Source organism: Amycolatopsis sp. NBC_01488, assembly GCF_036227105.1.
Classification (GTDB): domain Bacteria; phylum Actinomycetota; class Actinomycetes; order Mycobacteriales; family Pseudonocardiaceae; genus Amycolatopsis.
On the sequence record NZ_CP109434.1, the window covers coordinates 4,463,940 to 4,488,768 of the forward strand.

At 68.2% G+C, this 24,829-nt stretch carries 19 protein-coding genes and 5 pseudogenes; 11 read left to right on the forward strand and 13 right to left on the reverse strand.

Going from position 1 to position 24,829, the window contains the following annotated elements:
• Window positions 1-87 precede the first annotated feature (87 nt).
• The 4 genes from OG738_RS21725 to OG738_RS21740 are packed head-to-tail and all read right to left on the reverse strand — an operon-like array spanning window position 88 to window position 2,652.
• Window positions 88-564 carry a tyrosine-type recombinase/integrase gene (locus OG738_RS21725; RefSeq protein WP_329056227.1) on the reverse strand — a complete coding sequence of 159 codons (477 nt, stop codon included), beginning with the start codon at window positions 562-564 and terminating at the stop codon, window positions 88-90.
• Window positions 561-1,490, reverse strand: a complete 930-nt coding sequence (locus tag OG738_RS21730) for a tyrosine-type recombinase/integrase (RefSeq protein ID WP_329056228.1) — start codon at window positions 1,488-1,490, stop codon at window positions 561-563. Before OG738_RS21730 ends, OG738_RS21725 begins: the two co-directional genes overlap by 4 nt.
• Window positions 1,487-2,215 (reverse strand): tyrosine-type recombinase/integrase, encoded by a 729-nt coding sequence (locus tag OG738_RS21735; protein ID WP_329056229.1) that lies wholly within the window; start codon window positions 2,213-2,215, stop codon window positions 1,487-1,489. The genes OG738_RS21730 and OG738_RS21735 overlap by 4 nt, the downstream gene beginning before the upstream one ends.
• Window positions 2,131-2,652, reverse strand: coding sequence for a hypothetical protein (locus OG738_RS21740; RefSeq protein ID WP_329056230.1), 522 nt, complete (start codon window positions 2,650-2,652; stop codon window positions 2,131-2,133). Before OG738_RS21740 ends, OG738_RS21735 begins: the two co-directional genes overlap by 85 nt.
• A 278-nt stretch (window positions 2,653-2,930) precedes the next feature.
• Here OG738_RS21740 and OG738_RS21745 point away from each other — a divergent pair, with 278 nt between their 5' ends.
• On the forward strand, window positions 2,931-3,137 hold the full coding sequence (locus OG738_RS21745) for an ATP-binding protein (RefSeq protein ID WP_329056231.1): 207 nt from the start codon (window positions 2,931-2,933) through the stop codon (window positions 3,135-3,137).
• Window positions 3,138-3,805: 668 nt separating this feature from the next.
• Complete coding sequence (locus tag OG738_RS21750) at window positions 3,806-3,988, forward strand: CsbD family protein (protein ID WP_329056232.1); 183 nt, start codon at window positions 3,806-3,808, stop codon at window positions 3,986-3,988.
• Between the two features lie 140 nt (window positions 3,989-4,128).
• Here OG738_RS21750 and OG738_RS21755 read toward each other — a convergent pair.
• A pseudogene (locus OG738_RS21755) lies at window positions 4,129-4,524 on the reverse strand (helix-turn-helix transcriptional regulator); the annotation flags it as partial.
• Between the two features lie 167 nt (window positions 4,525-4,691).
• Here OG738_RS21755 and OG738_RS21760 point away from each other — a divergent pair.
• Complete coding sequence (locus OG738_RS21760; protein ID WP_329056788.1) at window positions 4,692-5,105, forward strand: VOC family protein; 414 nt, start codon at window positions 4,692-4,694, stop codon at window positions 5,103-5,105.
• 63 nt (window positions 5,106-5,168) lie between these two features.
• Window positions 5,169-6,220: pseudogene (locus OG738_RS21765) on the forward strand (aldo/keto reductase).
• Window positions 6,221-6,590: 370 nt separating this feature from the next.
• Here OG738_RS21765 and OG738_RS21770 read toward each other — a convergent pair.
• From OG738_RS21770 to OG738_RS21785, 4 genes are all read right to left on the reverse strand, one after another.
• Window positions 6,591-8,756, reverse strand: a complete 2,166-nt coding sequence (locus OG738_RS21770) for an alkaline phosphatase family protein (protein ID WP_329056233.1) — start codon at window positions 8,754-8,756, stop codon at window positions 6,591-6,593.
• Window positions 8,757-8,811: 55 nt separating this feature from the next.
• Window positions 8,812-9,912, reverse strand: coding sequence for a hypothetical protein (locus OG738_RS21775; protein ID WP_329056234.1), 1,101 nt, complete (start codon window positions 9,910-9,912; stop codon window positions 8,812-8,814).
• 880 nt (window positions 9,913-10,792) lie between these two features.
• The gene (locus OG738_RS21780) at window positions 10,793-10,972 is read right to left on the reverse strand and encodes a hypothetical protein (RefSeq protein WP_329056235.1); all 180 of its coding nucleotides are present in this window, start codon (window positions 10,970-10,972) and stop codon (window positions 10,793-10,795) included.
• Between the two features lie 378 nt (window positions 10,973-11,350).
• Window positions 11,351-11,497 (reverse strand): hypothetical protein, encoded by a 147-nt coding sequence (locus OG738_RS21785; protein ID WP_329056236.1) that lies wholly within the window; start codon window positions 11,495-11,497, stop codon window positions 11,351-11,353.
• 1,270 nt (window positions 11,498-12,767) lie between these two features.
• Here OG738_RS21785 and OG738_RS21790 point away from each other — a divergent pair.
• Together OG738_RS21790 and OG738_RS21795 are read left to right on the forward strand one after the other, a co-directional pair.
• A complete protein-coding gene (locus OG738_RS21790) occupies window positions 12,768-13,115 on the forward strand; it encodes a hypothetical protein (protein WP_329056237.1) in 348 nt (115 codons plus the stop codon).
• A gap of 729 nt (window positions 13,116-13,844) precedes the next feature.
• On the forward strand, window positions 13,845-14,150 hold the full coding sequence (locus tag OG738_RS21795; protein ID WP_329056789.1) for a VanZ family protein: 306 nt from the start codon (window positions 13,845-13,847) through the stop codon (window positions 14,148-14,150).
• Window positions 14,151-14,366: 216 nt separating this feature from the next.
• Here the strand turns inward: OG738_RS21795 and OG738_RS21800 are convergent.
• Together OG738_RS21800 and OG738_RS21805 are read right to left on the reverse strand one after the other, a co-directional pair.
• Window positions 14,367-14,985 (reverse strand): annotated as a pseudogene (locus OG738_RS21800) (DUF305 domain-containing protein).
• Between the two features lie 158 nt (window positions 14,986-15,143).
• The gene (locus OG738_RS21805; protein ID WP_329056238.1) at window positions 15,144-15,500 is read right to left on the reverse strand and encodes a hypothetical protein; all 357 of its coding nucleotides are present in this window, start codon (window positions 15,498-15,500) and stop codon (window positions 15,144-15,146) included.
• Window positions 15,501-15,684: 184 nt separating this feature from the next.
• Between OG738_RS21805 and OG738_RS21810 the strand changes: the two genes are divergently transcribed.
• Window positions 15,685-16,974, forward strand: coding sequence for an IS256 family transposase (locus OG738_RS21810; protein ID WP_329056239.1), 1,290 nt, complete (start codon window positions 15,685-15,687; stop codon window positions 16,972-16,974).
• A 138-nt stretch (window positions 16,975-17,112) separates the two neighbouring features.
• On the opposite strand, the gene OG738_RS21815 is transcribed toward OG738_RS21810, so the two are convergent.
• Window positions 17,113-18,363 (reverse strand): permease, encoded by a 1,251-nt coding sequence (locus OG738_RS21815; protein ID WP_329056240.1) that lies wholly within the window; start codon window positions 18,361-18,363, stop codon window positions 17,113-17,115.
• A gap of 626 nt (window positions 18,364-18,989) precedes the next feature.
• Between OG738_RS21815 and OG738_RS21820 the strand changes: the two are divergent.
• Window positions 18,990-20,185, forward strand: a pseudogene (locus OG738_RS21820) (RNA polymerase sigma factor).
• Between the two features lie 5 nt (window positions 20,186-20,190).
• Here the strand turns inward: OG738_RS21820 and OG738_RS21825 are convergent.
• Window positions 20,191-20,520, reverse strand: a pseudogene (locus OG738_RS21825) (PLP-dependent transferase); the annotation flags it as partial.
• 81 nt (window positions 20,521-20,601) lie between these two features.
• Here OG738_RS21825 and OG738_RS21830 point away from each other — a divergent pair.
• From OG738_RS21830 to OG738_RS21840, 3 genes are all read left to right on the forward strand, one after another.
• The gene (locus tag OG738_RS21830; RefSeq protein ID WP_329056241.1) at window positions 20,602-20,949 is read left to right on the forward strand and encodes an ArsR/SmtB family transcription factor; all 348 of its coding nucleotides are present in this window, start codon (window positions 20,602-20,604) and stop codon (window positions 20,947-20,949) included.
• Window positions 20,946-21,449, forward strand: coding sequence for an SRPBCC family protein (locus OG738_RS21835; protein WP_329056242.1), 504 nt, complete (start codon window positions 20,946-20,948; stop codon window positions 21,447-21,449). The genes OG738_RS21830 and OG738_RS21835 overlap by 4 nt, the downstream gene beginning before the upstream one ends.
• Window positions 21,450-22,098: 649 nt before the next feature.
• Window positions 22,099-24,789, forward strand: coding sequence for a PKD domain-containing protein (locus OG738_RS21840; protein WP_329056243.1), 2,691 nt, complete (start codon window positions 22,099-22,101; stop codon window positions 24,787-24,789).
• Window positions 24,790-24,829: the final 40 nt, after the last annotated feature.

Here is a 24,829-nt window from a genome sequence, read left to right on the forward strand (position 1 = left end):
TTCCTGCCGAGTGAATCTTGGACCTTCGCAAGCCCAAGTTTCCCTTACAGGACAGGCACTTCCTCCATTTTCGAGACCTGATCTACGTCACATCTCATGAAAGACGCAGGCTAACAGCGGGGCGCGGTCTCGGCGGCCTTCCCAGCGACCGGTGACCGGTGCGTCGAGGAGGGCGTCGATCTCGGCCGCGGTGAGGAACGCGATGAGCTGCTTGTCGAACCGTTTGGCCGGAATCGCCAAGACGCGCTGGATCAGTTCGGCGTGCTCGGGGTGGCGCAGTGCGGCGAACGTGAACAGCGACCGGATGGCGGTCAGCCGCAGGTTGCGGGTGCGCGGGCTGTTGTGCCGGTGGTTCTCGAGATGGTCGAGAAACGCCGCGACCAGTTCCGCGTCCAGGTCGGCCCAGTCCAGGACAGTCGGTGGCTTGCCCGTTTGCTGCTGCGCGAATCCGAGCAGCAGCTTGAGCGAATCGCGGTAGGAGGCGATCGTGCGCGGGCTGACTTGTCGCTGCGTGACCAGCCGCTGAGTGAAGAACGCTTGCATCGTGGGCGCGATCGAACTCATCGAGTCCCCACCTCCCGCCCGGACTCGAGCCGACGTGCCGCCAGGGCCAGCAGTTCCGGCGCAGCCGACAAGTACCAGTAGGTCCATCGCGGGTCGCGATGGCCGAGATAGGTCGACAACACCGGCAAGCGGGCATCGACATCCTCTCCGACCCGATACCAGCCGAGGAGGGTTCGGACCGCGAATGTGTAACGCAAATCGTGAATACGCGGCCGGCAGATCGCTGTGGTTCCGATTTCTGCGCTGTCGCAGAGGTTTCGGAACACTGCGTGGATCGTGGGATAGACCATCCTGTTGCGGCGGATCGACACGAAGAAGCTCACGGTCGTGGGCTCGCGATGCACTCTGTCGCGCAGGCGGGCGTAGCGGTGCAACGCGGCCAGCACCGAGGGCTGCACCGGCACCAGCCGGGACTTACCGAACTTCGACTCACGGATCGTCAACACCGCGTCCGTCTCGTCGACGTCGCCGCGGTCAAGCCGAATTGCTTCACCGACCCGCATGCCAGTGGTCGCGAGCAGCCCGATCAGCGTGTGGTGGGTCGCCGACGCGAACCGGGTCCGTAGGCTTCGCGCGCCGGTCAGCAGCGTGTCGATGTCGGCCGGGCTGAAGATGAACGGCTCGTGGTGGCGGCGCCGAGAGGCGACCAGGCCGAACGGCGGGATCTCGGTGCGCGGGTCCAGCCCGGACATGTGCCGGGCGAATCCACGGGCGATCGTCATCCGGCGTGCCGCCATCGTGGTCAACGGGTCCACCTCGGGCGCGTTCGCCCATCCCAGCGCGGCGGAAACGGTGACAGTCGGGAGACGAGAGTCGTCGAGGAAGGCGATGAAGCGCGGCAACAGCCGGTGGTATTCGGCCAGGTCGTGGCCCAGGCGATTGCGCAGCCGCAGATAGTCCGCCGCGGCGTCGGCCAGGGCGCTCATCGCCACTCTCCCGGCCAAGGCAGAGCGATCGACCGCAATGTCGCGAGGTCGACCTTGGCATAGAGCGCGGTGGTGGCCAGATCCCGGTGACGCAGCACCTGGCCGATATCGACGAGCTTCACCCCGCGACGCAGCATCTCGGTGGCCAGCGTGTGTCGCAGCCGATGCGCGCCGGCCCGCGGCAGCCCGGCTCGGTCGCAGGCGCGGCGTGTCACGTCGCTGACCAGGTCCGGCCTGATGCCCCTTCTCGGCGCCTTGCAGGAAAGGAACACCGGGCGCAGCGAGGTCGCCGGCCGGACATCGGCGAGGTACTCAGCCAGCGCCTGACCGACGTCGGCCGGCAGCGGCATCCCATCTTCGCGGGATGCCTTGCCGCGCAGAATGATCCGGCCATCGCGCCAATCGATATCGCCCAGCTCCAGCCGCGCCACCTCGATCGAGCGCAGCCCCAACCGCGCCACCAGAATCAGTATCGCGAAGTCGCGCGCCTGCATCGGATCGGCCCGATCGCAGCTGTCCAGCAGCCGCTGCACCTGGCCGTCGGGGAGTGCCTTGGGAATGCTCGTGTCGCGCCAACCCGCCACCGGAGGAACCGCCGTGGTCAGCAAGTGCGGCGTCAATCCGCGCACATACAAGAACTTCAGCAACGACCGCAGCTCGGCCACCCGGCCCTTGGCCGAGCCGACGCTGACACGTTGGCGCTCGCGCAACAAGAACGACACCACCTGCGCCCCGTCCAACGCTTCGAACTCGATGCGGCCTCGGTCAGGTGCTGCTGCAGGAATCGGCGGGCCAGATTCTCGTACCGGATGATCGTCATCTCGGCCAGGCTCCGCTCCGTGACAAGCCACCCACGGTAGCCGACCAGCAACCTCTCCAACGCAGATTCCGGCGCGGGCGGGTCGCCGATCACGCCTTCACCGCGCAGGAACCGCAGCAATGCTGCGAAGCACTTGACGCTCGACACCTTGCGCCGGCCCGCGGCCACGCAATCGCTGCGAAAGTCTGCGATCACTGCTGGCGACAGCTGGTCAGGCTGCACGTCGTGTTCCTGCATCCACCGGCCCGATGCGCCCATGTCGGTCAGCATGTTGCCGACCGCCAGGACGGAATAGCCCTGCTCTGACAAGCTCGTTCGGAAGTCCGAGACAAACGGCCCCATCCGACCAGGCTTCCTTCGCGTCCCCGACATGACCTCGCCTCCGTCCCGGAACCCCTGGCTCCGACAACAGAAACGGCAATATCAAGGCGTAACTATGCCGACTTCCGGGCACACCTTCGGGTCAGAAACACATCCCTATCAGGCAATCCGAGCTCTGGCCGACCTCATATCGGCATAGTCGCGGGGTCGGGATAGGTCGAGCTATGCAGAACTCGGCATAGCTCGATGAGCTCGGCTATCTCCCGTTGCCCGGAGACGGGGCCTCGGCGTTGTTTCAGGTGATCAACCAGCGTTACCTCAAGTCGTCCACGATCTTGATGACGAACGTCGGCATTGCTGACTGGGCAACGGCTTTCGGGGACGCGACCGTCGCGGCGGCGATGCTGGACCGGTTACTCCACCGCGCGACCGTCGTCGGCATCGACGGCCCTCCTATCGGCTCCGCTCGCATTAGTCCACATCGGACAAGCTGCGCAAGGCGGTGAACGCACATGTCTCCTGACCCGCACGACCCGAACTACAACGCGACCCGCAAGACCTGCCCGATCTGCTGGGAGCAGTTCGTCGCCACCGGCCGGCAAGCCAAGACCCGGCTCTGCTGCTCGCGCCAGTGCAAACGCACCGCGGCCGCCCGCCGGGGAGGTCGAGCGCACCACTCCTGCCTCCAGCACCGCCAGGCCCTTCGGGACACCGCCTCCGGCGGCGACCCCGCCGGCGCCTGCGGCGCCGCTGCCGCGCATTGCGGCCCAGCGGGACTGCCCGCACTGCGGCGGCCCGGTCACCATCGTCGCGCTGCTCACCACCCCCGAAGCGGCCCGGCCGCAGATGCCCGTCGCGGCACCCGACGGAGTGATCCCGCTCCGCCGCTGACACCGGTTACGCTGCACTCCTCAGCTGGCCCATTTCGGAGAGCATGGCTGGCCCATCTCGGAGAGCGCCATCACCGCTGTGGTTCAGCGCTGCGTGTCGCGCAGCCTGGTTCGTCGGCTCTGATTGCTGGCGCGCCGCGACCTGTCACGTGGTTTGGCTGTGGGCGGGTGGGCGTCAGGAGACCGGTGAGGCTTAGGCGTCGTCGAAATGGGGTATCTCCATGTAGATCAATTTTTGGCGACTGGCTGATCGGGATACGTCGCCGCAAGGGAAGGTGCACGTCATGAACGACAAGCTGGAGAACAAGGGCGAAGAGCTCAAGGGCCGCGCCAAGGAAGCCGTCGGTGACGCCACGGGCAACGAGCAGTGGCAGGCTGAGGGCAAGGCGGACCAGGCGAAGGGCTCGCTGAAGCAGGCGGGCGAGAAGATCAAGGACGCCGTCAAGAGCGTCACCCACAAGGACTGATCCCAGCGCGTCGACCCGCCGCACCCCGACTGGTTTGGGGTGCGGCGGCTTCGTGTGCTCCGGATTCGCCGGGTGATCGACTTTTCCGTAGCGTGTGCGGTGCGTGGCACTCGGACGTCGCTGGCAAGCGCACGGGGATCGGCGCCGTGCCCGGCCGCGCTGATCTCGATGGCATCGACGCGCTGCCGCAACCGCGACGGCAACACCTGCCGCACTGTGGCCAGGGCCCGCGCGGCCGCCTCCTCGATGCCCGCGCCCGTCCCGACGGCGATCCGCAGCGCCACGGCCAGCTCCTCGTCGAACAGCAGTGGCGGCAGCTGACTGCCCGCTTCGAGCCGGTAGCCGCCGTCGGGGCCCTTGACCGCCTGCACTGGGTAACCCAGCTCGCGCAGCCGGTCGACGTCGCGGCGCACTGTCCGCTCGCTGACGCCCAGCCGCTCGGCGAGCAGGCCGCCCGGCCAGTCACGGCGGGCCTGCAGCAGGGACAGCAGTGACAGCAGCCGACTGGAGGTCGTCGTCGAGGAGGCGATCGGCATGTTTTCACCATGCCACAAGTAGCGGACGTTCTCTGACCGGTATTGGTGACATCGTGGTTCTGGTCGCCGGAAGCCTCCGGCGCCAGAAACCACTCGTGAAGGACCGGAACACCGTGTCGCTCAACGCTGTCGCCCACCTGAACTTCCACGGCTAGGCCCGCGAAGCCCTGGAGTTCTACCAGTCGGTGTTCGGCGGGCGGCTCACCCTCGCCACCTACGCCGACTTCGGGATGCCCGCCGAGCTGCCCGGCGCCACGAACGTCGTGTTCGGCCAGGTCGTCGCCGACAACGGCTTCCGGGTCATGGCCTACGACGTGGCCGGTGAGCAGACGCCGGCGGCCCCGGGCGCACCCAGCACGCGTCGCGAAAACGGCACCACGATCACCGAGGAGCCGTACTTCCTCTCCGTCCGCGGCGAGAGCATCGACGAGGTCACCCCCGTGTGGGAGGGCCTCGCCAAGGGCGCGACCGTGATCGAGGCGTTCGGCCCCGCCCAGTGGGCGCCCGCCTTCGGGATGCTCGCCGACCGCTTCGGCGTCACGTGGATCGTCGACGTCGCGGCCGAGTACACCCAGGCCTGACCAACCCCCGCGAGGAGTGCGGCCGGGACCGGCCGCACTCCTCCACCGCACAGGAGAATCCCCATGCAGACCCGCCCGCTCGGCCGGACCGGCATCCAGGTCAGCGCCTACGCCCTGGGCACGATGATGTTCGGGCCGTACGGCAACCCCGATCCCGACGACTGCGTGCGCATCGTCCACCGCGCCCTCGACGGCGGCATCAACGTCATCGACACCGCCGACGTCTACGGCGGCGACGGCGAATCCGAGAAGATCGTCGGGAAAGCCCTGCGCGGCCGCCGCGACGACGTCGTCCTGGCCACGAAGTTCAACGGCCCGATGGGATCCGGCCCCAACCAGCGCGGCAGTTCCCGCCGGTGGATCGTTTCCGCCGTCGAAGGGTCGCTGCGCCGCCTGGGTGTCGACCACATCGACCTCTACCAGGCCCACCACCCTGAACCCGGCACTGACGTCGAGGAAACCCTCGGCGCGCTGACCGACCTGCTGCGCGCGGGCAAGGTACGCGCGATCGGCCACTCCAATCTGCCTGCGTCGGACATCGTCGAAGCCCAGTGGGTGGCCGAACGGTGCGGGTGGCCCGCTTCCGCTCCGAGCAGCCGCATTACTCGATCCTCAACCGCGGGATCGAACGCGAGATCCTGCCGGTCTGCGAGCGCTACGGGCTGGGTGTCCTGGTGTGGAGCCCGCTGGCGATGGGCCTGCTCGCCGGTCGCCTCCGTAAGGGCAGCGCGGAAAGGGCGTCGGCCGGTCGCCTGCGCTGGGCGCGGCAGCACATGACCGACGAACGCAAGCACGACGCCGTCGAAGCACTCGCCCAGCTCGCCGAACAGGCCGGGCTGTCGCTGCCCCACCTCGCCCTGGCGTTCGTGATCGCCCACCCGGCGGTCACCTCGGCGATCATCGGCCCACGCACGCCCGAGCAGCTCGATGGCCTGCTCGCGGGAGCCGGCACGCTCCTCGACGACAACCTGCTCGACCGCATCGACGAGACCGTGCCGCCGGGAACCGACGTCGGACCGGTCGACGTTGCCTACGTCCCTCCGGCACTCGCACAGCCGGAGCTCCGCCGACGCACTACCAAAACCCGGGCAGCGCGCCAACGGACGCCGCAATGACGACAGCTTCGACATGCATGATGCGCGCTTCGGGGCAACGGGTTCCGCCAGGCCGCCGGTTCCGGCGCCGCGACGCCGGAACCGGCAGGAGACCGCAGATCCGTTGTGGCAGCTTGAGCGGAACCAGGCGGGCACCCTGGACGACAAGACCGCCCGTGAAGAAATCCGGGAAACTGTGCTCCGACCGCGACCACGACATCTCGTGCCACCGACCGCGTGACCGCCAGTCCCATCGCCCTTTTACCCCACGAGAAGCGTCCCGGCTCAGGGATACTTAATTGGCTATCGCTGAGGGATGCCAGATCACTTTCCTCCCGAGTACCGGCCGCGGGGCCACCCGGCGCCACCGGGTGAGCAGGCCCGTCCGCGGTCAGTGCTCGTGGTGGTATTCGATCAGCGGGTCGCGGCCGCTCGCGTTCTTGTCATAGCCCACCGCCCAGGCGTGTCCGCCGGTGGCGGAGATTCCGCCGAGCACGGTGTCGCCGGAGCCGTGACCGGGCGTCGGAACCGCTTGCCAGCCGTCGCGGTTCCTGCGGACCACGAGGCTTTTCTGCGTCGCGGTCACCGGATCGTAGAAGGTGCCGACCGCCCACACAGTGTCCTCGGCGACGGCCACGCCGGTGAGATTGCTGAACGCGGAACCGGTGGCCGCGAGCACCTCCGTGGACCAGATGCCCTCGTGCAGGTGCCCGATCAGCGGCCGGCCCTGTTGCCCGGCGTTGTCCGTCTGCCCGACGGTCCAGACGTCCTTGCCGTGCACGGCGACGCCGTCGAGAACCGCTCCGGCGGAGCCCGGAGTCGGAACCACGCTCCAGCGGTGTCCGTCCCAATGTTCGACCAGTGGCTCGTCGCTCGTGGTCCCGTTGCGCTGGCCGACCGCCCAGACGTCGCTGGGGCCGTCGGCGGCGACGCTCGTCAGGTGGTTGCCGGTGGCGCCGGGGTCCGGCGACGGCTCGGCCGACCAGCGGTGTCCGTCCCAGTGCTCGACAAGCGTGGCGAAGCGGCCGGAGCGGTCCTGCTGCTCGCCGACGGCCCAGACGTCGTCGGCCGACACCGCGGTGGCCGACAACAGCAGGTCGCGGGTGGTGCCCAGTTCGGGCGTCGGTACGACCTGCCAGGACTTGCCGTCCCAGCTCTCGATCAGGCTGTGCGCGTGGTAATCGCGGTCGAGCCGCACGCCGACGGCCCAAGCGTGACCCGGTGCGGCCGCGACTCCGAAGAGGGTGTTGTAGTCGGGACCGACGTTCGGCGTCGGGGTCGACGTCCAACGGGTGCCGTCGAAGTGGGCGGCGAGGCTCAGGGTGGCGTCGGGATTGCTGCCGGGGGTGTCGGGCAGGAAGTTACCCACGGCCCAGACGTCCTGCGGTGAGACCGCGCTGACGGCGCCGAAGGTGTTGTCCGCCGTGCCGAGCTTGGGAGCGTCTTGGACCCGCCAGCCCCCGCCCGCCGCGGTTCCGGGGATCGTCCTGACCGGCTCGGCCGGGGACGGCGTGGGGGTCGCGAAGGAGGGGACCGGGAGCGGTTCGGTGGCCACGGCGGGCGCGCCGGTGACGGTCAGCAGCGGGCTCAGCGAGGTGACGGTGCGGGTGTCGCAGGTCAGTTCGAGGCAGCCGAGGCCGAACGTGCGCTGCAGCGTCTGGAGCAGCGAATAGTGGCTGTAGGCGGTGGGATCCTGCACTTTGCGTGGTCCGTGGCTCGTCACGACGACCGTCGCGGTCTTGCCGCCGCCTCCGGTGTTGTCGTCGCCTTCGTCGTAGACGACGGCGATCGCGTTGTTGCCTTTCGCCCAGAAGTTCGCGCCGGTGATCGTGCTCACGAGCTGGCCGAGGTACCGGTCGCCGACGGCGACCAGGTGCTGGTCCTGCGGGTCGCCGGGGGTGCCCGAGTCGACGCAGTAGGGCGGATCGCCGTGCTGGTCGTGGCACTCGTCGGGGATGACCAGGCCGAAGGACGGCACGTTGCCGCGGGCCAGGTCGGTGCCGAGTTGTTCGACCGGTACCTGCCGCGACCAGTCCTGGGCGTTGAGCGACGTGGTGAAGTTCGGGATCGGGTTGTGCTTGGCGACGTACAGCGGATCCTTGTCCGGTGCGCCGTTGCAGTTGGCCGGGTAGCAGATGCCCTGATAGCCGGGGTGCGGCAGGCCCTGCAGATACGCTTTCCAGCTCGTCCCGGCGTGGTTGAGCTGGCTGATCAGGCTCGGCCGGTCGACGCGGTTGAGGTAGTAGGGGTTGTCGTTGCCGACGCCGAAGGTGCTTCCGCCCAGCATGGCGACATAGTTGGGCTCACTGGGGTGTGCGACGGCGTAGTAGTTGGTTGCGAGGCCGTACTGCTGCGCGAGGGCATTGAGATTCGGCGCGGCCGGATCGCCGATGACGTCGGCGAATCCGTGGTTCTCCTCGACGACGAGGAACACGTGGTCGTAGCGCGGAACAGCCGTCCCGCCGGTGGGCTGCGCCGCGGCGCCGGGTGGCGCCAGGCCCACCGAGCCGGCGACCGCCAGCGAAAGCGCGAGCACAACACGGGCATATCGGAACATGAGCGCTCCTTTCTTCGCATCCGGGCTCCGGCACCACGCGGCCGGATCGCTATGATCAGCCGTCGTGCCGGTCGTCGTCCCCGTTGTCCGCAGGCACGAAAAGCAGCCCCTTGGGAGTCGCGATGCCGCTGCCGAACGGGGTGACTCGGCCGGAGGACAGGTCAACCGTGCTCAGCCCAGCCGCCGACGCGAAAGCCTGTCCCCGCTTGAAGTTCCCGGTGATCGCGACGATTTGTCCGGTCGCGTTGTCCACCACGTAGAGCGTTCCGCGGGCGGCCGTGGTGAACGTCGTGTCGTCGACCTCGGAGCCGAGCGGCAGCACGGAAGCGCTCTGTTCGCGCGTACCCGGGTGGCGCACGAAGACCAGCTGCTTGTCAGCCTGTCCTACCAGCATGAGACTGCCGCCGACACCGGGCACGGTCCGCGGTACCGCGCAGCTGGAGTCGGGGTCGGTGAGGTTGAGCGGTGCCTTGGCGCCGGTGACCAGATCGGTGGCGGTGACGTCGTCGGTGAAGACGGACGTCAGCTTCGCGGTCTTACCCGAAAACTCCACTCGGTACATCGCGGGTTTGCCCGCTGTGCTGCCGTGGGCATCCGTCGCCGGAGCGGACGCCGCGAGGTAGACCACGCCGCCGCGGACGGTGACGCTGTCCGTGCCGCCGCCGTGGGGGAGCGGGTCCGGGCTGTAGGCGTAGTGCGTGACTTCGGCTTCACCGCGTTCCGGCTCGATCGTGGTGATGCTGCTGTTGCCGTCTTCGTTCACGGTCGCGATGACCCGGTGGGCGCGCGGGTCGGCGCCGAGGCCGTCGATCTTCCCGGTCAGGTCCCAGTGCGCCACCTCCCGGCCCTGCCGGTTGTACTCGACGACGGTGCTGGTGGTCCGGCCGGACGGCGCTGGTTCGCCCTGGCTGCCGACACCGTTCTGGAAGGCGACGAAAAGGTTCTCACCGAGCCGGGCGATGTCGTCGGGCTTGGTGAGCGTCGTGCTGGATGCGAAGATCGCCGCGGTGAACCCGGCCGGAACCGTCACGCTGGAGGCACCCGTCGCCGGGGTTGCGGCGGCGGGGACGGCGAAGCCGAGTGAGGCCAGTGTCGCGGCGACGGCGACCACCGGCCCGGCAGCCGTCCGAATTCGGGCGTTCGTCACCGATGTCATGAAAATCCTTTCGCCGCGCGGAAACCGGCCGGCGGGCCGGACCCCGGCCATGCTCATCGCGAACGGTGGCGGGGTGATGACCGACGTCGGGCCGGGAGGTGGCGTGCCCCTGAACATCTACATTCCTGTAGAACTTTCTGATTCGCCGCTTCGTTCGCGACCGCATGATCCGGTGGGCACCCGGCCAGGCCCACCGGATCGGCCGGGTTGGGATTGCCGAATCGCAGCCGGTGTGCCGCGGTCGAGGCGCTTGTAGGATCACCGCATGGAGCAGAGCGAACGGCTACTGAGTCGCCACGAAATCCGTTACAAGCCAACACGTTCCGGTCATTGACTGGGCATTGGATGGTTGGCACGGCCGGTCGCGCCCGTAGTCCGAGACTGGAGCGGATATGCTCGACGTTGCCCTGTCGCCGGCCGGCCGTGTCCTGTGTGCACAGTCCTGTACGGGTCGGGTGCCATGCTGACCGTTGACGGAGTGCGTCGGCCCAATGAGTCCATTGTGGACTTGTCAGCGTACGGCCAAGACTCCGCCGTTCGGTCGCGGCGGATAGTCCTGTACCGGTCAAGAGCCCTGTCGGCCACCGTCCGGGCTTCTCAGTATTCGCAGGCTGTTTCCGTGACCGGATCTCCCGGAGCGAGGGGACGCCGCGGAGTCCGGCCTCATCGCTCCATCCAGGAATCGAGGCAGTCGCATGCGTGTCAGACCGTTTCGCCTCTATGCGTACTAGCGCTCAGCGCCGCGGCACTTGTCGTTCCGGCCACCGCAGCGTCCGCCGCGACACCCGATCGTCAACGGCGACTTCGAAGCCGGGAACCTCAGTGGGTGGACCGCCACCGGGACGACCGCGATCGTGAATTCGGGCGCGCACGGCGGCACCTACGCGGCCCGGGTCGCATCCACCTCGCCGAGTGGCTCCTCGTCGATCGCGCAGAATTTCACCGCTCCGAGCGGCTCGACGCAACTGTCCTTCTGGTACTCGGTGACTTGCCCGGACACCGTCACCTCCGACTGGGCCACCGCCACTCTGCGGGACAACACCACCGGCACCACGGCCACGCCGCTGCCCCGGACCTGCACCAAACGGCGCGGGGTGGAAGCAGGTCACCGCCGCGCATTCCTGAACCCCACCTTGACCAGCCGCGACGACAACTATCCGGGTGACCCGCCCTTCGTTGTGGTCAGTATCTACGTGCGCGGTACGGCCGGCGACGTCGACGCGGTCGCGCAGGCGTGCCGGCGCGGCCCGGGGCACGAACCTCCAAATAGCGCTGCTCTGTGCGAGGAAGAAGATCAGGCAGAACACCACGAGCAGGGACTCGGCGAGCAACTCGCCGACGGTCACCGCGGTGGTGAGCGCGCCCGACGCGCTCGCCGACTTGTTCCGGCCGAGCATCGCGGTCAGGTTGCCGAGCATCTCGTCGAGCTGGCCCGGCCTCAGGCGCAGGGGCCGGCCCGCAGCCAGGTGTGCAGGTCGGTCAGGCTCGCGGTGACCTGGTCGATCAGCCCAGGCATGCCGACGGTGACGGTGATGACGACGAACGTGACCACGCCGCCGGCCAGGGCGAGCCCGACGACCAGCACGATCGCGGTCGCCGGCCCGCGGCAACATTCTTCCTGGCCAACCAGGAAACGGCCGGGGAGAACAGGCCGGCGAGCAGCAGTGCCACGGCGACCGGGACCAGCACCAAGGCCAGCTTGACGGCCACGAATCCCACCACCGTCGGAGCTGCCGCCACGGCCAGCAAGCGCCCGGAGACAGCGGCCGCGACCCGGAGTCCGTAGGGAACCGCGGACCGGACCTCTTCGCAGAATTCGCTCTCCCGGCTCACCGGCCGATCGGCAGTCATGAGTGTCCGCCTTTCCGTGATGTCGCTGCCCGTCCCGGCGAGGACGTGGCTGGCTCCAGCGTGTCTCGGGTGGCACCACGCCAAGCGGGATTCCCGGCCCGACGTCACGGCTAACCCGGTTATCGGCTGAGCCTCGATCTGCGTCCCCCGGAGGGGCGCCGCGGCAGAGGAACCCTCGGCTGACTGATAACCGGCGAGCCGCACGGCCAACGCCGCGGGCCAGGCCGTGACGTTCCATCGTCGCCGGCTCCGACGACCTCGCCAGCCTCTTCCGTATTCCGTGGGCGTAGGGATCACGTAGTGCTAGCGCCATACACGGCCGACTTTTGAACAGGAGACGGCATGCAGTCCGTAAGTGAAGAACGACAGGGGCCGCGGCAAGTGAAAGGTCCTCGACCGTGAAGATATCGGCGTCGTCGTCGACGAAGGCAAAAGCTTCGGCTCCGGTAATGCTCACGTTTACTGTGTCGGCATCCACTTCCCGGACACTGGGGAAGTAAAGTTCTACGACAAGAGCAAGGTCACCGCGGTCTGACGCCGCGCCCGATCGACCGCTGCCGGACGAACCGGCTGCCGACAATCTGAATACTGTCCGACTTCGTCGACCGATCCGGTCGGTGGAGCATCTCGTCGAGTCAGACTCCGGCGCGCAGCGCGGCATCAAGGCGACGCTGCTGCGACACGCCGCTCGAACCGGCGGAGCACCTTGTCCTCCGTATCTGGTCGTTTCTCAGCCAATGAATCGTCACTGTCTGCGTTCGTTGCGCCGACTTCGGCGCAGTAGATCTGACGGCGGTCACGGAGCGTGGCAGCTGACAGGAGTGTGTCGTCCGGCGCCACCTCGGCCCAGGGCCAGTAAGGTCACGGGAACAACACTCGGTTGCGTGACCTCACCCGCGTCCTCGCCGATCGAAGCCCGATCCCGTGGTCGCGGCAGCGTAGTCACGCCGTCGAACCGCTGAACGCCGGCGGCGAATCAGACCGGCCTTCGAAAGGAACGACGCGTGCAGATACAGATCAGCACGGACAAGAACGTCCACGGCAGCGACGAGCTGATCCAGCGGCTCGAGGCTGAACTCCAGTCGACGCTATCGCGCTTCAGCAACCACATCACCCGCCTGGAAGTCCACTTGAGTGAAGAAGTCGCAACCGGTGGAGGCGGCCTTTCCTGCCGAATTTGGCTCTATGGGATCAAGGCGCCGCCTGCGGCGGCGCGCAGGAGTCACCTTCCGTACGGCGGGCTCCGCCCCATGGCGGACCGGCCGCCCGCTCCGCTCCGGCCGGCCGCCGGGGGAGTCCGCCGAGCGGTCGCGACCCGTACGCGCGCCGCCGCCGGGACCTCTACCCCATGACGCCCGTTCGTCAGCCCGGGGCGTGGCACTCGGACCGTCCACGGATCACCGCCCATGCGACGACGGATCACAGTGCAGCCGGTAACCCCTGCGCCCGATCCCCATCGCGCGCCTACCGGCGGCGCCCGAGCGCCACGCACCGCACACGCTACGGAACCCGCAGCCATCCGGCGCATCCAGTGCGAACAAGCTCCTCAGCCGCCTCTCAGCGAAGCCGCACCCGGCACAACACGACGAAGGCGCGGCGTCGGCACTCGGTCTCAGGCAAGCCAGGAGGGGAGCCTGACCACATGGACCGGGGCCGATCGCCGCGCCCCAGGAAAGATGCCCCAGCCGTCGCGGCGCTCCACGTCCTCGCACAGCATTGCACCGACCAGGTGACATCCGTGAGGGCGTGACGCCCGGCCCTGGGGAAGGGAGGGGCAGACTGCGACACATACACGACCCAGCCCACGAGGGGTGTGGGCGGGATCACTGAGCCGCTGAACAACCGACCGGACGCCACGCAGCGCCCACGGTATGCCCGAAGTGGACAGTCCGCCAGCAGATCATCAGAAACCCGGGATTTCCCTAGGTGGACCGTGCCTCGCAGGCGATCCCTTTGACACCGGGGCACCGGCATCAAGGGCGCCTGACGGCGTCGCTGCGCGATGAGCTTCGCTCACCCTTGACACCGGCACCCCGGCGCCAGCCTCGACCCTCGATGCGGACGACGGGCCTTAGCTGGCCCTGGGCAACCTCGTCCTGCTCAGTCCGCTCGGTGCGCTCTGCGCGCTCCGGATCCTCGCGCTGCAGTCGGTGCCGCGGATCGCGGTGGCCGCGTTGATCGTGTCGATCATCATCGAGACCAGGCTTTTCCTCATCCATGCTGGCCGGGTCAGCTCTGTCGACGACGTCCTGCTCAACACGCTCGGCGCCGCCCTCGGTGCCACGCTCACCCGCAGCCTCCGGACCACTGTGGGCCGGTTGATCCCGCGCCCGCGGCAGAGCACCCCGACTCGTTCCGCCGAGCCAGCCGCCAGCCACCGTCCCTGATCCGAATATCGCCTGGCCGCACCGGGGTAACCTGACCGACGAGCGCGGCCCGGCGTCTGAACACGGCACGGACGACAGTCGCGTGTGGACGGACACGGGATCAACGTCTTCAAGCCACTGCAATCGCACGGTGGGACTGCCTGACCTGGCAGAGGTGCCGACAGGGGTTGGGGGACCCCGCGGTGCAGGATCCCCCAACTGATGGGCGATCGTCGGTCAGCTCTGGCCGAGTAGTCCGTTCATCTCGGTGATCTCCGCCTGTTGGCCGTCGATGATCTTCTGCGCCAGGGCCTTGGCGTCGGCGTTGTCACCTTGTGCCAGTTCGGTCTTGGCCTGTCGATGGCGCCCTGGTGGTGCTGGACCATCATCTGCAGCCACATCCGGTCGAACTCGGCGCCCTTCATGCCCGGCAGCTTGGTCATGTCGGTGTCGCTCATCATGCCCGGCATCGACTGGCCGCCGGTCGTGCCCGGCATGGTCATGCCGGTCGCTGTGGCACCCAGGTGCTCAACCACCCGGTCATCTGCTGAATCTCGGGATCTTGGGCCTTCTCGATGCGGCCGGCCAGGTCGGCGACCTTGGCGTTGGCCGTCCGGCTGGGCACCATTTTGGCCATGTCCAGGGCCTGCTGGTGGTGCGGGATCATCTGCTGGGCGAAGGCGACATCGGCCTGGTTGTGATCGCCTCACCCGGCGGCGGGCGCTGTCGTGGCCGAGCCGCTCATGCTGCTCATGTCGTGCCCGGTGTCGGTGTCGGTGCCGCTGCCGCATCCAGCGAGCACGGCGCCGAGGGTCAGGGCGGCCAGAGCCGTCCCGGCCAGGGTCTTCCTGGTCATCACGGGTTACATCCTTTGCGAGCTGGTGACGTTTCGGTGCAGGGCGGGCGAGTGCGTGCACAGAGGCACGCACGGGTCCTGTCACAGCCGCAGCACGCAAAGCGAAGAGAGCAACTCGTTGGAGGAGCGGACGCGAGGTGGTCCACGGCCGGCGCTGGTCACGGCGCGGTTCGGGTCGCGGTGAGGGTGTGGGTCTGGCGTCGTTGCCACAACAGCCACCCGAACTCCAGCCCGGCGAGGGCGACCAGCACAGCCAGGCACAAGTGCAGCAGGTCGTGGCCATGGCTGGCGGGACCGGAGTGGTTCATCGCCTGATCGTGGTCCGGGCAGCACTCCGTATCGGTCCCAGCCGTCGCCTGCTCGACACTCGGTCCCGCGACGGTTTCGGCCGGTGTGAACGCCGCCTCCGCAGATGTGGCGACCATCCGCGACCCTCCATGGGACACGTCTGCCGTATGGGCGGTCACCAGGCTGTGCATCCCGATTAGGGCGAACGCCAGCACGGACAGCAGCATCCATCGCGGAGCTGTCGCACGTGCCGGGAAGATCAACCCTGCACGGTAGAACCACCGTGATGCCCCGGCCGGAGCAATGCTTGAAACCTGTGGATGGCTGGGAAGGGGGCGTACCTTCCCGGTGACCGGTTGAGGTTTCCAAGCATGGCCGACGCGCCAACGTCGGCCGGGAAGGTACGACCCGATGCTGAGCGTAGTCCCTGATCCTGCTGCTGGTGATGATGGTGCGGCGGGCGGCTCGTCCGTGTCGTCGGTGATCGATGAGCTGGTGCGTGAAGGCGCGCGGCGGATGCTGGCCGAGGCGTTGCAGGCCGAGGTCGAGGCCTACATCGCCCGGTTCGCCGGCGAGCGTGACGAGAACGGGCATCGCCTGGTGGTCCGCAACGGTCACCACGAACCCCGCGAGGTGCTGACCAGCGCGGGCGCGGTGCAGGTGACCGCGCCGCGGGTCAACGACAAGCGCATCGACCCCGACACCGGCGAACGCGAGCGGTTCTCCTCGGCGATCCTGCCGCCGTGGGCACGCAAGACCCCGAAGATCACCGAGGTGCTGCCCTTGCTGTACCTGCACGGCCTGTCCTCGGGGGACTTCGTGCCGGCGCTGGGTCAGTTCCTCGGGTCGGCGAAGGGCCTGTCGGGTCCGGTGATCACGAAGCTGACCGAGCAGTGGAAGGCCGAACAACGCGCCTTCGCCGAACGTGATCTGTCCACTGTGGACTTTGTTTATCTGTGGGCGGACGGGATCCACGTCAACATCCGCCTGGAAGAGCAGAAACTGTGCCTGCTGGTGATGATCGGGGTGCGCGCCGACGGCCGCAAGGAGCTCGTCGCGCTGGCTGACGGGTACCGCGAGTCGGCCGAGTCCTGGGCGGATCTGCTGCGCGATGCCCGCCGCCGCGGGATGCGTGCCCCGGTGCTGGCCGCGGGCGACGGGGCACTGGGGTTCTGGGGCGCGCTGCGGGAGGTGTTTCCCGAGACCCGGGAGCAGCGCTGCTGGTTCCACAAGATCGCCAACGTGCTGGCGGCGCTGCCCAAGTCCGCGCATCCCGGGGCGAAGAAGGCCCTCGCGCAGATCTGGAACGCCGAAGACCGCCGGCACGCCCTGGACGCGGTGAAGGCGTTCGATGCCGCCTACGGCGCGAAGTTCCCCAAGGCCGCCGCCAAGATCACCGACGACATTGACGTGCTGCTGGCGTTCTACGACTATCCGGCCGAGCACTGGATCCACCTGCGGACCACGAACCCGATCGAGTCAACCTTCGCCACCGTGCGGCACCGCACCAAGGTCACCAAGGGTCCTGGCTCCCGCGCGGCGGGGTTGGCGATGGCATTCAAGCTCATCGAAGCGGCCCAGGCTCGCTGGCGCGCGGTCAACGCGCCCCACCTGGTCGCCCTCGTCCGTGCCGGCGCACGGTTCGAGGCAGGCAAACTCGTCGAACGCCCCACCGAACACACCCCACCCGCAGCCGCCTAAAAGATCTTCATCCACAGGTCTTGACTATTGCTCCCCCGGCCGGGCGGGGGTGGTCGTCGACAGCAGGCACACCAAGAGCAACGGCGCGAAGCGCGATCCGGTTCACCGCCCGGTTCCCCGCCTGCACTATCCGCGGCCTCAGCGCCTGGTCCCGAGTGGTGGGTGGTCATCGTCGGTGTGGCGGTCATCGGACTGCACCTCATGGCCGTGGGCCCCGTGGTGCTCGTGCTCGCCGTGGTCGTGGCCGGCCATGGCGTCGGGTGATCCGCCCATCATGCGCAGCATCTCCCGGCCGCCACTGCGGAAGAACCGGACGAGCAGGACGGCGGCGAGGATCAGGAAGGCGATGTTGAGCCAGGTGGTGTAGTTCCACGAGATGCCTTCCGACATCACCGTCGCGGAGCGCTGCTGCGGGATCAGGCTGGTCACGCCGAACAGCAGCTCCACCAGGTAGCCGGCGCCGACCATGGCGGCGTAGAACGTGCCGAGCAGGACCAGGGTCATGCGTGTGCCGTAGTAGCGCCGGTAGATGTTGAGGATCGGCAGAATGAGCAGGTCGGCGAAGATGAACGCGACCACGCCGCCGAAGCTGATGCCGCCGTTCCACAGCACCGCGGCCAGCGGGACGTTGCCGATGGAGCAGACGAACGACAGGATCGCCACGATCGGTCCGACGATCGGACCCCACAACGCGGAGATGACCGGGTGGTCGGTGAAGAAGAATGCCCGCCAGAACGACTCCGGCACCCACGCGCCGATCGCCCCGGCGATGAGCAGGCCGATCACCAGGTCCCGCAGGATCGCCGCCCATTCCATGACGAACACGTGCGCCACCGAGGTGAACCCGCGTGGCGAGAACAGGCGCCGCCAGAACGAACCCTCGCCGGTGACCGACATGTCCATCGCGGCGTGGCCCTCCATCGACCCCGCCAGTCCACGCTCGGCCTGCTCGCGTGCCTTCTCGATCAAGCGCTTACGGACGAAGATCCGGAACAGCAGGGCGAGCAGCACGATCATGATCGGGCCGCCGACGAACTCGGCGGCGGTGAACTGCCAGCCCATCAGCAGCGCCATGATGGTGCCCAGCTCGACCACGAGATTGGTGGAGCCGATCTCGAAGGCCATCGCCGCGGTGAAGTTCGCGCCCTTGCGGAACAGTGAGCGGGTCAGCGCGACCGCGGCGTAGGAGCACGACGACGACGCCGCGCCCAGCAGCGACGCCACCGCGAGCGTGCGCGGCCGCTCGTCGCCCATCAACCGGACGATCGTGGACTTGCGCACCACCGCCTGCACCACTGCGGACAACAGGAACCCGAGGATCAGCGCCCACAGGATCTCCCAGGTCATCGACCCGGCCAACGCGAGCGCGTGCCCTATCGAATCCACCATTTCCACTACCCGCATACCTCTGGGGGGTATCTAACGTGGGCGAATGTAAACCCTGATGGTCTCCGCCGTCACTGTGACCCGCACGACAGCGTTTCGGGTACGGGTCATCCGCGGTTCCGGCGTCATCGACGACCGGGATGAGGCCTGATGGGCCGACCTGATCGACGAGGCCCGCGTGTTCGTCACCGGACACCACTGACCGTCACCCCTTCCTGCCGAATTTCTCGTGTTGCTGTGTCGATCCGGGTGCGGCCCGTTCGTAGTGGGGTGAGGATGTGGGATGGGGCCGCCGATCACGAGGAGAAGGCACTATGACGCGCTACCTGTTGTCCGTGCACAGCCGCGAAGGCGGCGAGGTCCGTGAGCCGATGACCGAGGAGCAGATGCGCCAGTCCCACGCGCGCCTCGGCGACATCGAGCGGGAGATGGCTACGGCGGGCGCTTGGGTGTTCTCCGGCCGCCTGCACGAGCCGGACACCGCCACCGTCGTGCGCGTGTCCGACGGTGAACTGCTGACCACCGACGGCCCGTTCGCGGAGTCCAAGGACCATCTCGGCGGCTTCTACGTCAATCCAGGTGCCGATCGAGGTCCGCCCGTTCGCCGGCTTCGCCGACGAGCCGATGGCTTGACCGAGGTGGTCGAGGAGGCGGTGGTCGGCCGGATCTTCCGCGAGGAGTCCGGCCGGTCGGTGGCCGCCGTCATCGGCTTCTGCGGTGACATCGACGTCGCCGAGGACGCGGTGCAGGAGGCGTTCGCCATCGCGCTGCGCAAGTGGCCGGAAGGCGGGTTGCCACCCAACCCCGGCGGCTGGATCACCACCACCGCCCGCAACCGCGCCATCGACCGGCTGCGCCGCGATGCGCGAGGCCGGGAGCTGTTCGGCGACATGGCCGCGGTGGCGGCCCAGGACGATCTGGGGGAGGTGGACGCCGTGCCGGACGACCGGTTGCGCCTGATCTTCACCTGTTGCCATCCGGCGCTGGCCGGCGAGGTACGGGTGGCGCTCACACTGCGGCTGCTGGGCGGCCTGTCGACCACGGAGGTCGCCCGAGCGTTCCTGGTGGCCGAACCGGCCATGGCGCAACGGCTGGTCCGCGCCAAACGCAAGATCAAGGCCGCCCGCATCCCGTACCGGATACCGGCGGCCGAGGAACTGCCCGGCCGGCTGCGGTCGGTACTGGCCGTCATCTACCTCGTCTACACGACGGGACTCACCAGGCCGGGCCTCTGCGCGGAGGCGATCCGGCTGGCGCGGATCCTGGCCGGGCTCATGCCCGACGAACCAGAGGTCGCCGGTCTGCTCGCGCTTGTCCTGCTGGTCGAGTCCCGGCGTGCGACGCGCACGCGGCCGGACGGCTCGCTCGTGCTGCTCGTCCAGCAGGACCGAGCCGGTGGGATCACGCCCTGATCGGGGAAGGCCAGGCGATCGTCCGCCGATGCCTGCGCCGCAACCAGCCCGGTCCCTACCAGATCCAGGCGGCGATCAACGCCGTGCACGCCGACGCCGCGACCGCCGCGCAGACCGACTGGCCGCAGATCCTCGCCCTCTACGACCAGTTGTTCGCTCTCGCACCGACCTCGGTTGTGGTGCTCAACCGCGCCATCGCTGTCGGTGAGGTACACGGCCCCGCCGCCGCCCTCGCGCTCGTGGACGAGTCGGACCTCGACCACTACTACGCCTTCCACGCCGCCCGAGCCGACCTGCTGCGACGACTCGGCCGTGACGACGACGCGCACACCGCCTACCAGCGAGCCGCGGCCCTGGCACCCTCCGACGCCGAGCGAGACTTCCTCACCCACGGCGGCAGAGGCGCCCGCTGAGCCGATCAGGCCGGCTTGGCGGCGCGGAAGTAGGTGATCAGCCCCATGATGGGACCGCCGCCGCCTGGATCACGCGCCGCTGCAGACAGGACGGGGTCATGCGGCGATCTCCGACAGGGTTTCGGGACGCCAACATTCGTTTTTCCCTGCGCCGGAACGGAAAGTCGCCGCATGGATCCGGCGGAAACGGTTGCGAAAACTCGGCAGAAGGGTGGGATGCCGCGGCGGGCGCGGTCGGCAGGGTCGAGACCGTGGTGGGTGGTGATGATCGGTTGGGTGATAACGCTTTCGGCACCGCCGAGGCTGGCCGCGATGCTGAACACGCGCAGCCGATCGACGACGGCCGCGTCCGCACAGCTCGTGCTGCTCGGCGCTGGTGTTCGACATCGTGACGCGTAAGTAGTAGCTTACGCGTCATGGTGACCTCGACCGCTGATCCGTGGCAGGCCCTGGCCGATCCCACTCGGCGCAGGGTGTTCGCCCGTGTCGCCGGCGGGCCGTGCTCGGTCACCGAGATCGCGCGGGACCTGCCGGTCAGTCGTCCGGCGGTGTCGCAGCACTTACGAGTTCTGCTGGATGCGCGGCTGGTCGACGTCCAGCAGCAGGGCCGGATGCGCGTGTACGAGATGCGAGCAGACGGCCTGGATGAGATGCGTCAAGAGCTCGACTCCTACTGGCGCAAGACCTTGACCAGATTCAAAGACGTGGCCGAGCGGACCTACCGACCGACCGCGACGACAGCGGAAGGGACACCACCTCGATGAGCACCACTCCACAAGACCAGACCGCCCTGCAGGTCGACATCGTCGTCGACGTCCCCGTCGAGCACGCCTTCCGCGTGTTCACCGACCGGTTCGACGAGATCAAACCCCGCGAACACAACCTGCTCGCGGTGCCGATCGAACGCACAGTGCTGGAGCCCCAGGTCGGCGGCACCGTGTACGACGTCGGCACCGACGGCAGCCGGTGCACCTGGGCACGGGTCCTCGCGTGCGAGCCACCGCATCGGCTGGTCATCAGCTGGGACATCAGCCCACGATGGCAGCTTGAGTCCGACCCGGACCACACCAGCGAGGTAGAAATCCGATTCACGGCCGAGGCGCCCGAACGCACCCGTGTGGTGCTCGAACACCGGCACCTCGACCGGCATGGCGAGGGCTGGCAGGGCTTCACCAACCTCGGCACCGGCGAAGGCTGGCCCCTCTACCTCGAACGGTTCCGCGCGGCAACGCAACGGCACGCCGAGGGCGCCTCAGTCAGCTAGCGTCCATATCGGACCCGATCCTCGACGACAGCGGAGAGGTCACGTGAGCATGAATGCCGGCGCCCGGCATCGCGATCACGCGGAAGCCTTCGTCGCTATGCAGCCCCTCGTTCACTCCTGTTGACCTGGAAGAAGTCACAAAGCAGCTGGTCAAGGCCAAGGCCGTGAAGCACTGCAAGCGGCGAAGCGTGAGGTCCGACGAGCGCAAGGGGCCACGGCCGACTGTCGAAGAGCGTCGTGGCAGGGCCAAAGTGCAGCTCCTGCTCTTGCAGTACCGAGAAGGTGCTACTCGACAGGAGCTTGCCGACCGATATGAGATCAGCTTGCGCGGGGTGGGACGGCTGTTGCAACGTCATGATCCGCAACAGCTAGACCGCGCCCCGGGACGAACGGCTCAATGTCGCTCACGCAGGCATGGAGCCCGCCGTCTTCCGGAGTGACGTGCGCGGAAACCTCCGGGGGGCGAATCGGCCGACGTGACATTACCTGATCAAGGCGAGAACTCTCCGAAAGTTAGCGGGACGCTAAAATACCGGCTGGGACGGGAATTCCAGTCGGTGGGTGGTTGTGGCGGGCAGGTTCCGCCCGGACCATGCCATTTCGGCGGCCATCGACCGCCGTTTCGCCGAGGACTCTTCTGGGAGAACCCATGAACAGACGGAAGTCACGGTTGGCGATCATCGCAGGTGTCGTGCTCTTGCTGGGCGGCCTCGGACTGGGCCCGGCCAGTGCGGGAGCCCGGCCGAGCACGGGCGTCGGCTCGTGCACGCTCAAGAACTGGCAGCCGGGCGACGACCCGGGCGACGCCAAGGACCTTCCGGAAGGAAATCGGCCACAGTCCTACAAAGGGGACGATTACGACTGCAGCGGCGCGACTTTCGCCGCGCCCGGCGCCGAATTCACGAAGTTCCCGCAACCGAAGAATTTCCCGAACCGGTCCGGCCTTGTGCAGCCGCTGGCCACGACCGCGTCGAATCCGCTGGCGCCGTACTTCCCGCCGTTCACCCATTTCGTGGTGCTGGTCCGGGAGAACCACACCTTCGACGACTACCTCGGCGACTGCGCCACGACCGTGCAGGCCGGCTGCAACGGCGCCGTGCAGAGCACGAACCACATCAGCTCGGTCCCGAACCTGCACACGCTCGCCAAGAACAACGTGCTGATGGACGCCTACAGCACCGGCACGCAGCCGCCGAGCGGCCCGAACCACTGGTGGCTCTTCTCCGCCCAATCCCAGTCCAGCTCCCAGCAGCAGCCCTATCCGGGCACCACCGGGACGCAGTTCGACCGCTTCCTCAAGGGCGTCTCGAGCCCGGGCGGCCTCGGCACGGACCCGTGCGCGACGCAGACCGGCACGACGACCGGCACCAGCCCGTACCCGTACGTCATGAACGGTGACTTCTACTGGATGCTGAGCAGCGGCAGCGGCGAGTGGAAGAACCCGGGCACGGGCAAGCCTGAGGTGCTCCCGGTCAACCGGCCCGGCACGTCCGTACCGGAGCTGCTGAACTACAACAACTACACCTGCAAGGCGCAGAACGACGACGACCAGGTCATCGGCGACGGCTTCCGGAACTACGTGTCCACGAACGGTTTGCCCGCGTACTCCTACGTCGAGCTGTTCAACGACCACCCCGGGACCTACCAGGACATCCCGAAGAACGACGCGGTCACCAAGCAGGTCGTCGACTCGCTCATGAACAACGCGTCGTACAAGGACAACACGGTCATCGTGGTGACCGAGGACGACACCCAGAACGGCAGCAACGGCCCCGACCACATCAGCAACACCTACCGCGTGCCGACCGTCGTGGTCGCTTCCCCGAAGTACATGAAGCAGGGCTACGTCTCGCACGTCGCCTACAGCACCAACAACGTGCTGGCCGCGATGGAACGCACCCTGCAAAACGTGTCGCCCGGCGCCATCGACCCGAACGGCAACCTCGGCCGGACCACCTTCCCGATGACCTCCGCGGACCAGGCCGCGCTCGGCGACCCGCTGGAGGACTTGTGGGTCCAGGGCGCCACCCCGTTGTCGGCTACGGCCGGCGCGTCGCCGACGACCGGGAACGCGCCACTGACCGTGTCGTTCACCGGCTCGGCGACCGGCGGCCTGGCGCCCTACGCCTACAGCTGGAACTTCGGTGACGGGTCGGCGGCGAGCACGGCGCAGAACCCCGGTCACACCTACAACGCCGCCGGCAACTACACGGCGACGCTCACCGTGACCGACAGCGCTTCGCCGGCGCACACGGCCACGTCGAGCGTGGCCGTCACGGTCGGCGCGGTCGGCCAGCCGCTTGCGGCCTCCGCGTCCGCCGCGCCGACGTCCGGCCAGGTTCCGCTGACCGTCGCGTTCGGCGGAACCGCCACCGGCGGGACACCGGCGTACTCCTACAGCTGGAACTTCGGTGACGGCAGCGCGGCGAGCACCACGCAGAACCCCAGCCACACCTACAACAGCGCCGGCACGTACACGGCGACGCTGACCGTCACCGACAGCGCGTCGCCCGCGAAAACCGCCACGTCGACCGTGCAGGTCACCGCGTCGCCCATCGCCGGGGCGCCGCCGGGCGCACCCACCGGCCTCACCGCCACCCCGGGGAACGGCCAGGTGACGCTGAACTGGACGGCGCCCGCAAGTAACGGAGGCGTCAACATCACGTCGTACCGCGTGTACCGCGGCACCGCGAGCGGCGGCGAAATGCTGCTGACCAGCGGCGGCTGCGGCAGCCTCGGCGCTGTGCTTTCCTGCACCGACAGCGGTCTCACCAACGGCCAGCCCTACTACTACCGGGTCAGCGCCGTGAACTCGATCGGCGAGGGCACGCAGAGCACAGAGGCGACGGCAACCCCCAGCGGCTGCACGCCCAGGCAACTGCTCGGCAACCCGGGCTTCGAAACCGGAAGCGCGGCGCCGTGGTCGACGACGTCCGGTGTGGTCGCCAGCAACACCGCGGAGCCCGCCCACACCGGCAGCTGGGACGCCTGGCTCGACGGTTACGGCTCGACGCGCACCGACACGCTGTCCCAGCCGGTCACGCTGCCGTCCGGGTGCTCGACGTACCAGCTGAGTTACTGGCAGCACATCGACACGGCCGAAACCACGACGACGACCAAGTACGACACGCTCAAGGTGCAGGTGCTCAACAGCGCGGGGACCGTCCTGGCGACCCTGGCGACGTACTCCAACCTGGACCACAACACCGGCTACAGCCAGAAAACCTTCGACCTGGCCCCGTACGCGGGCCAGCAGATCACGCTCAAGTTCACCGGAGCCGAGGACTATACGAGGCAGACGTCCTTCGTTCTGGACGACACCGCGATCACCGTGAGCTGACCGCGAGAGCAGGCCGGCCGCCCCGGGGACCCCGCGTCAC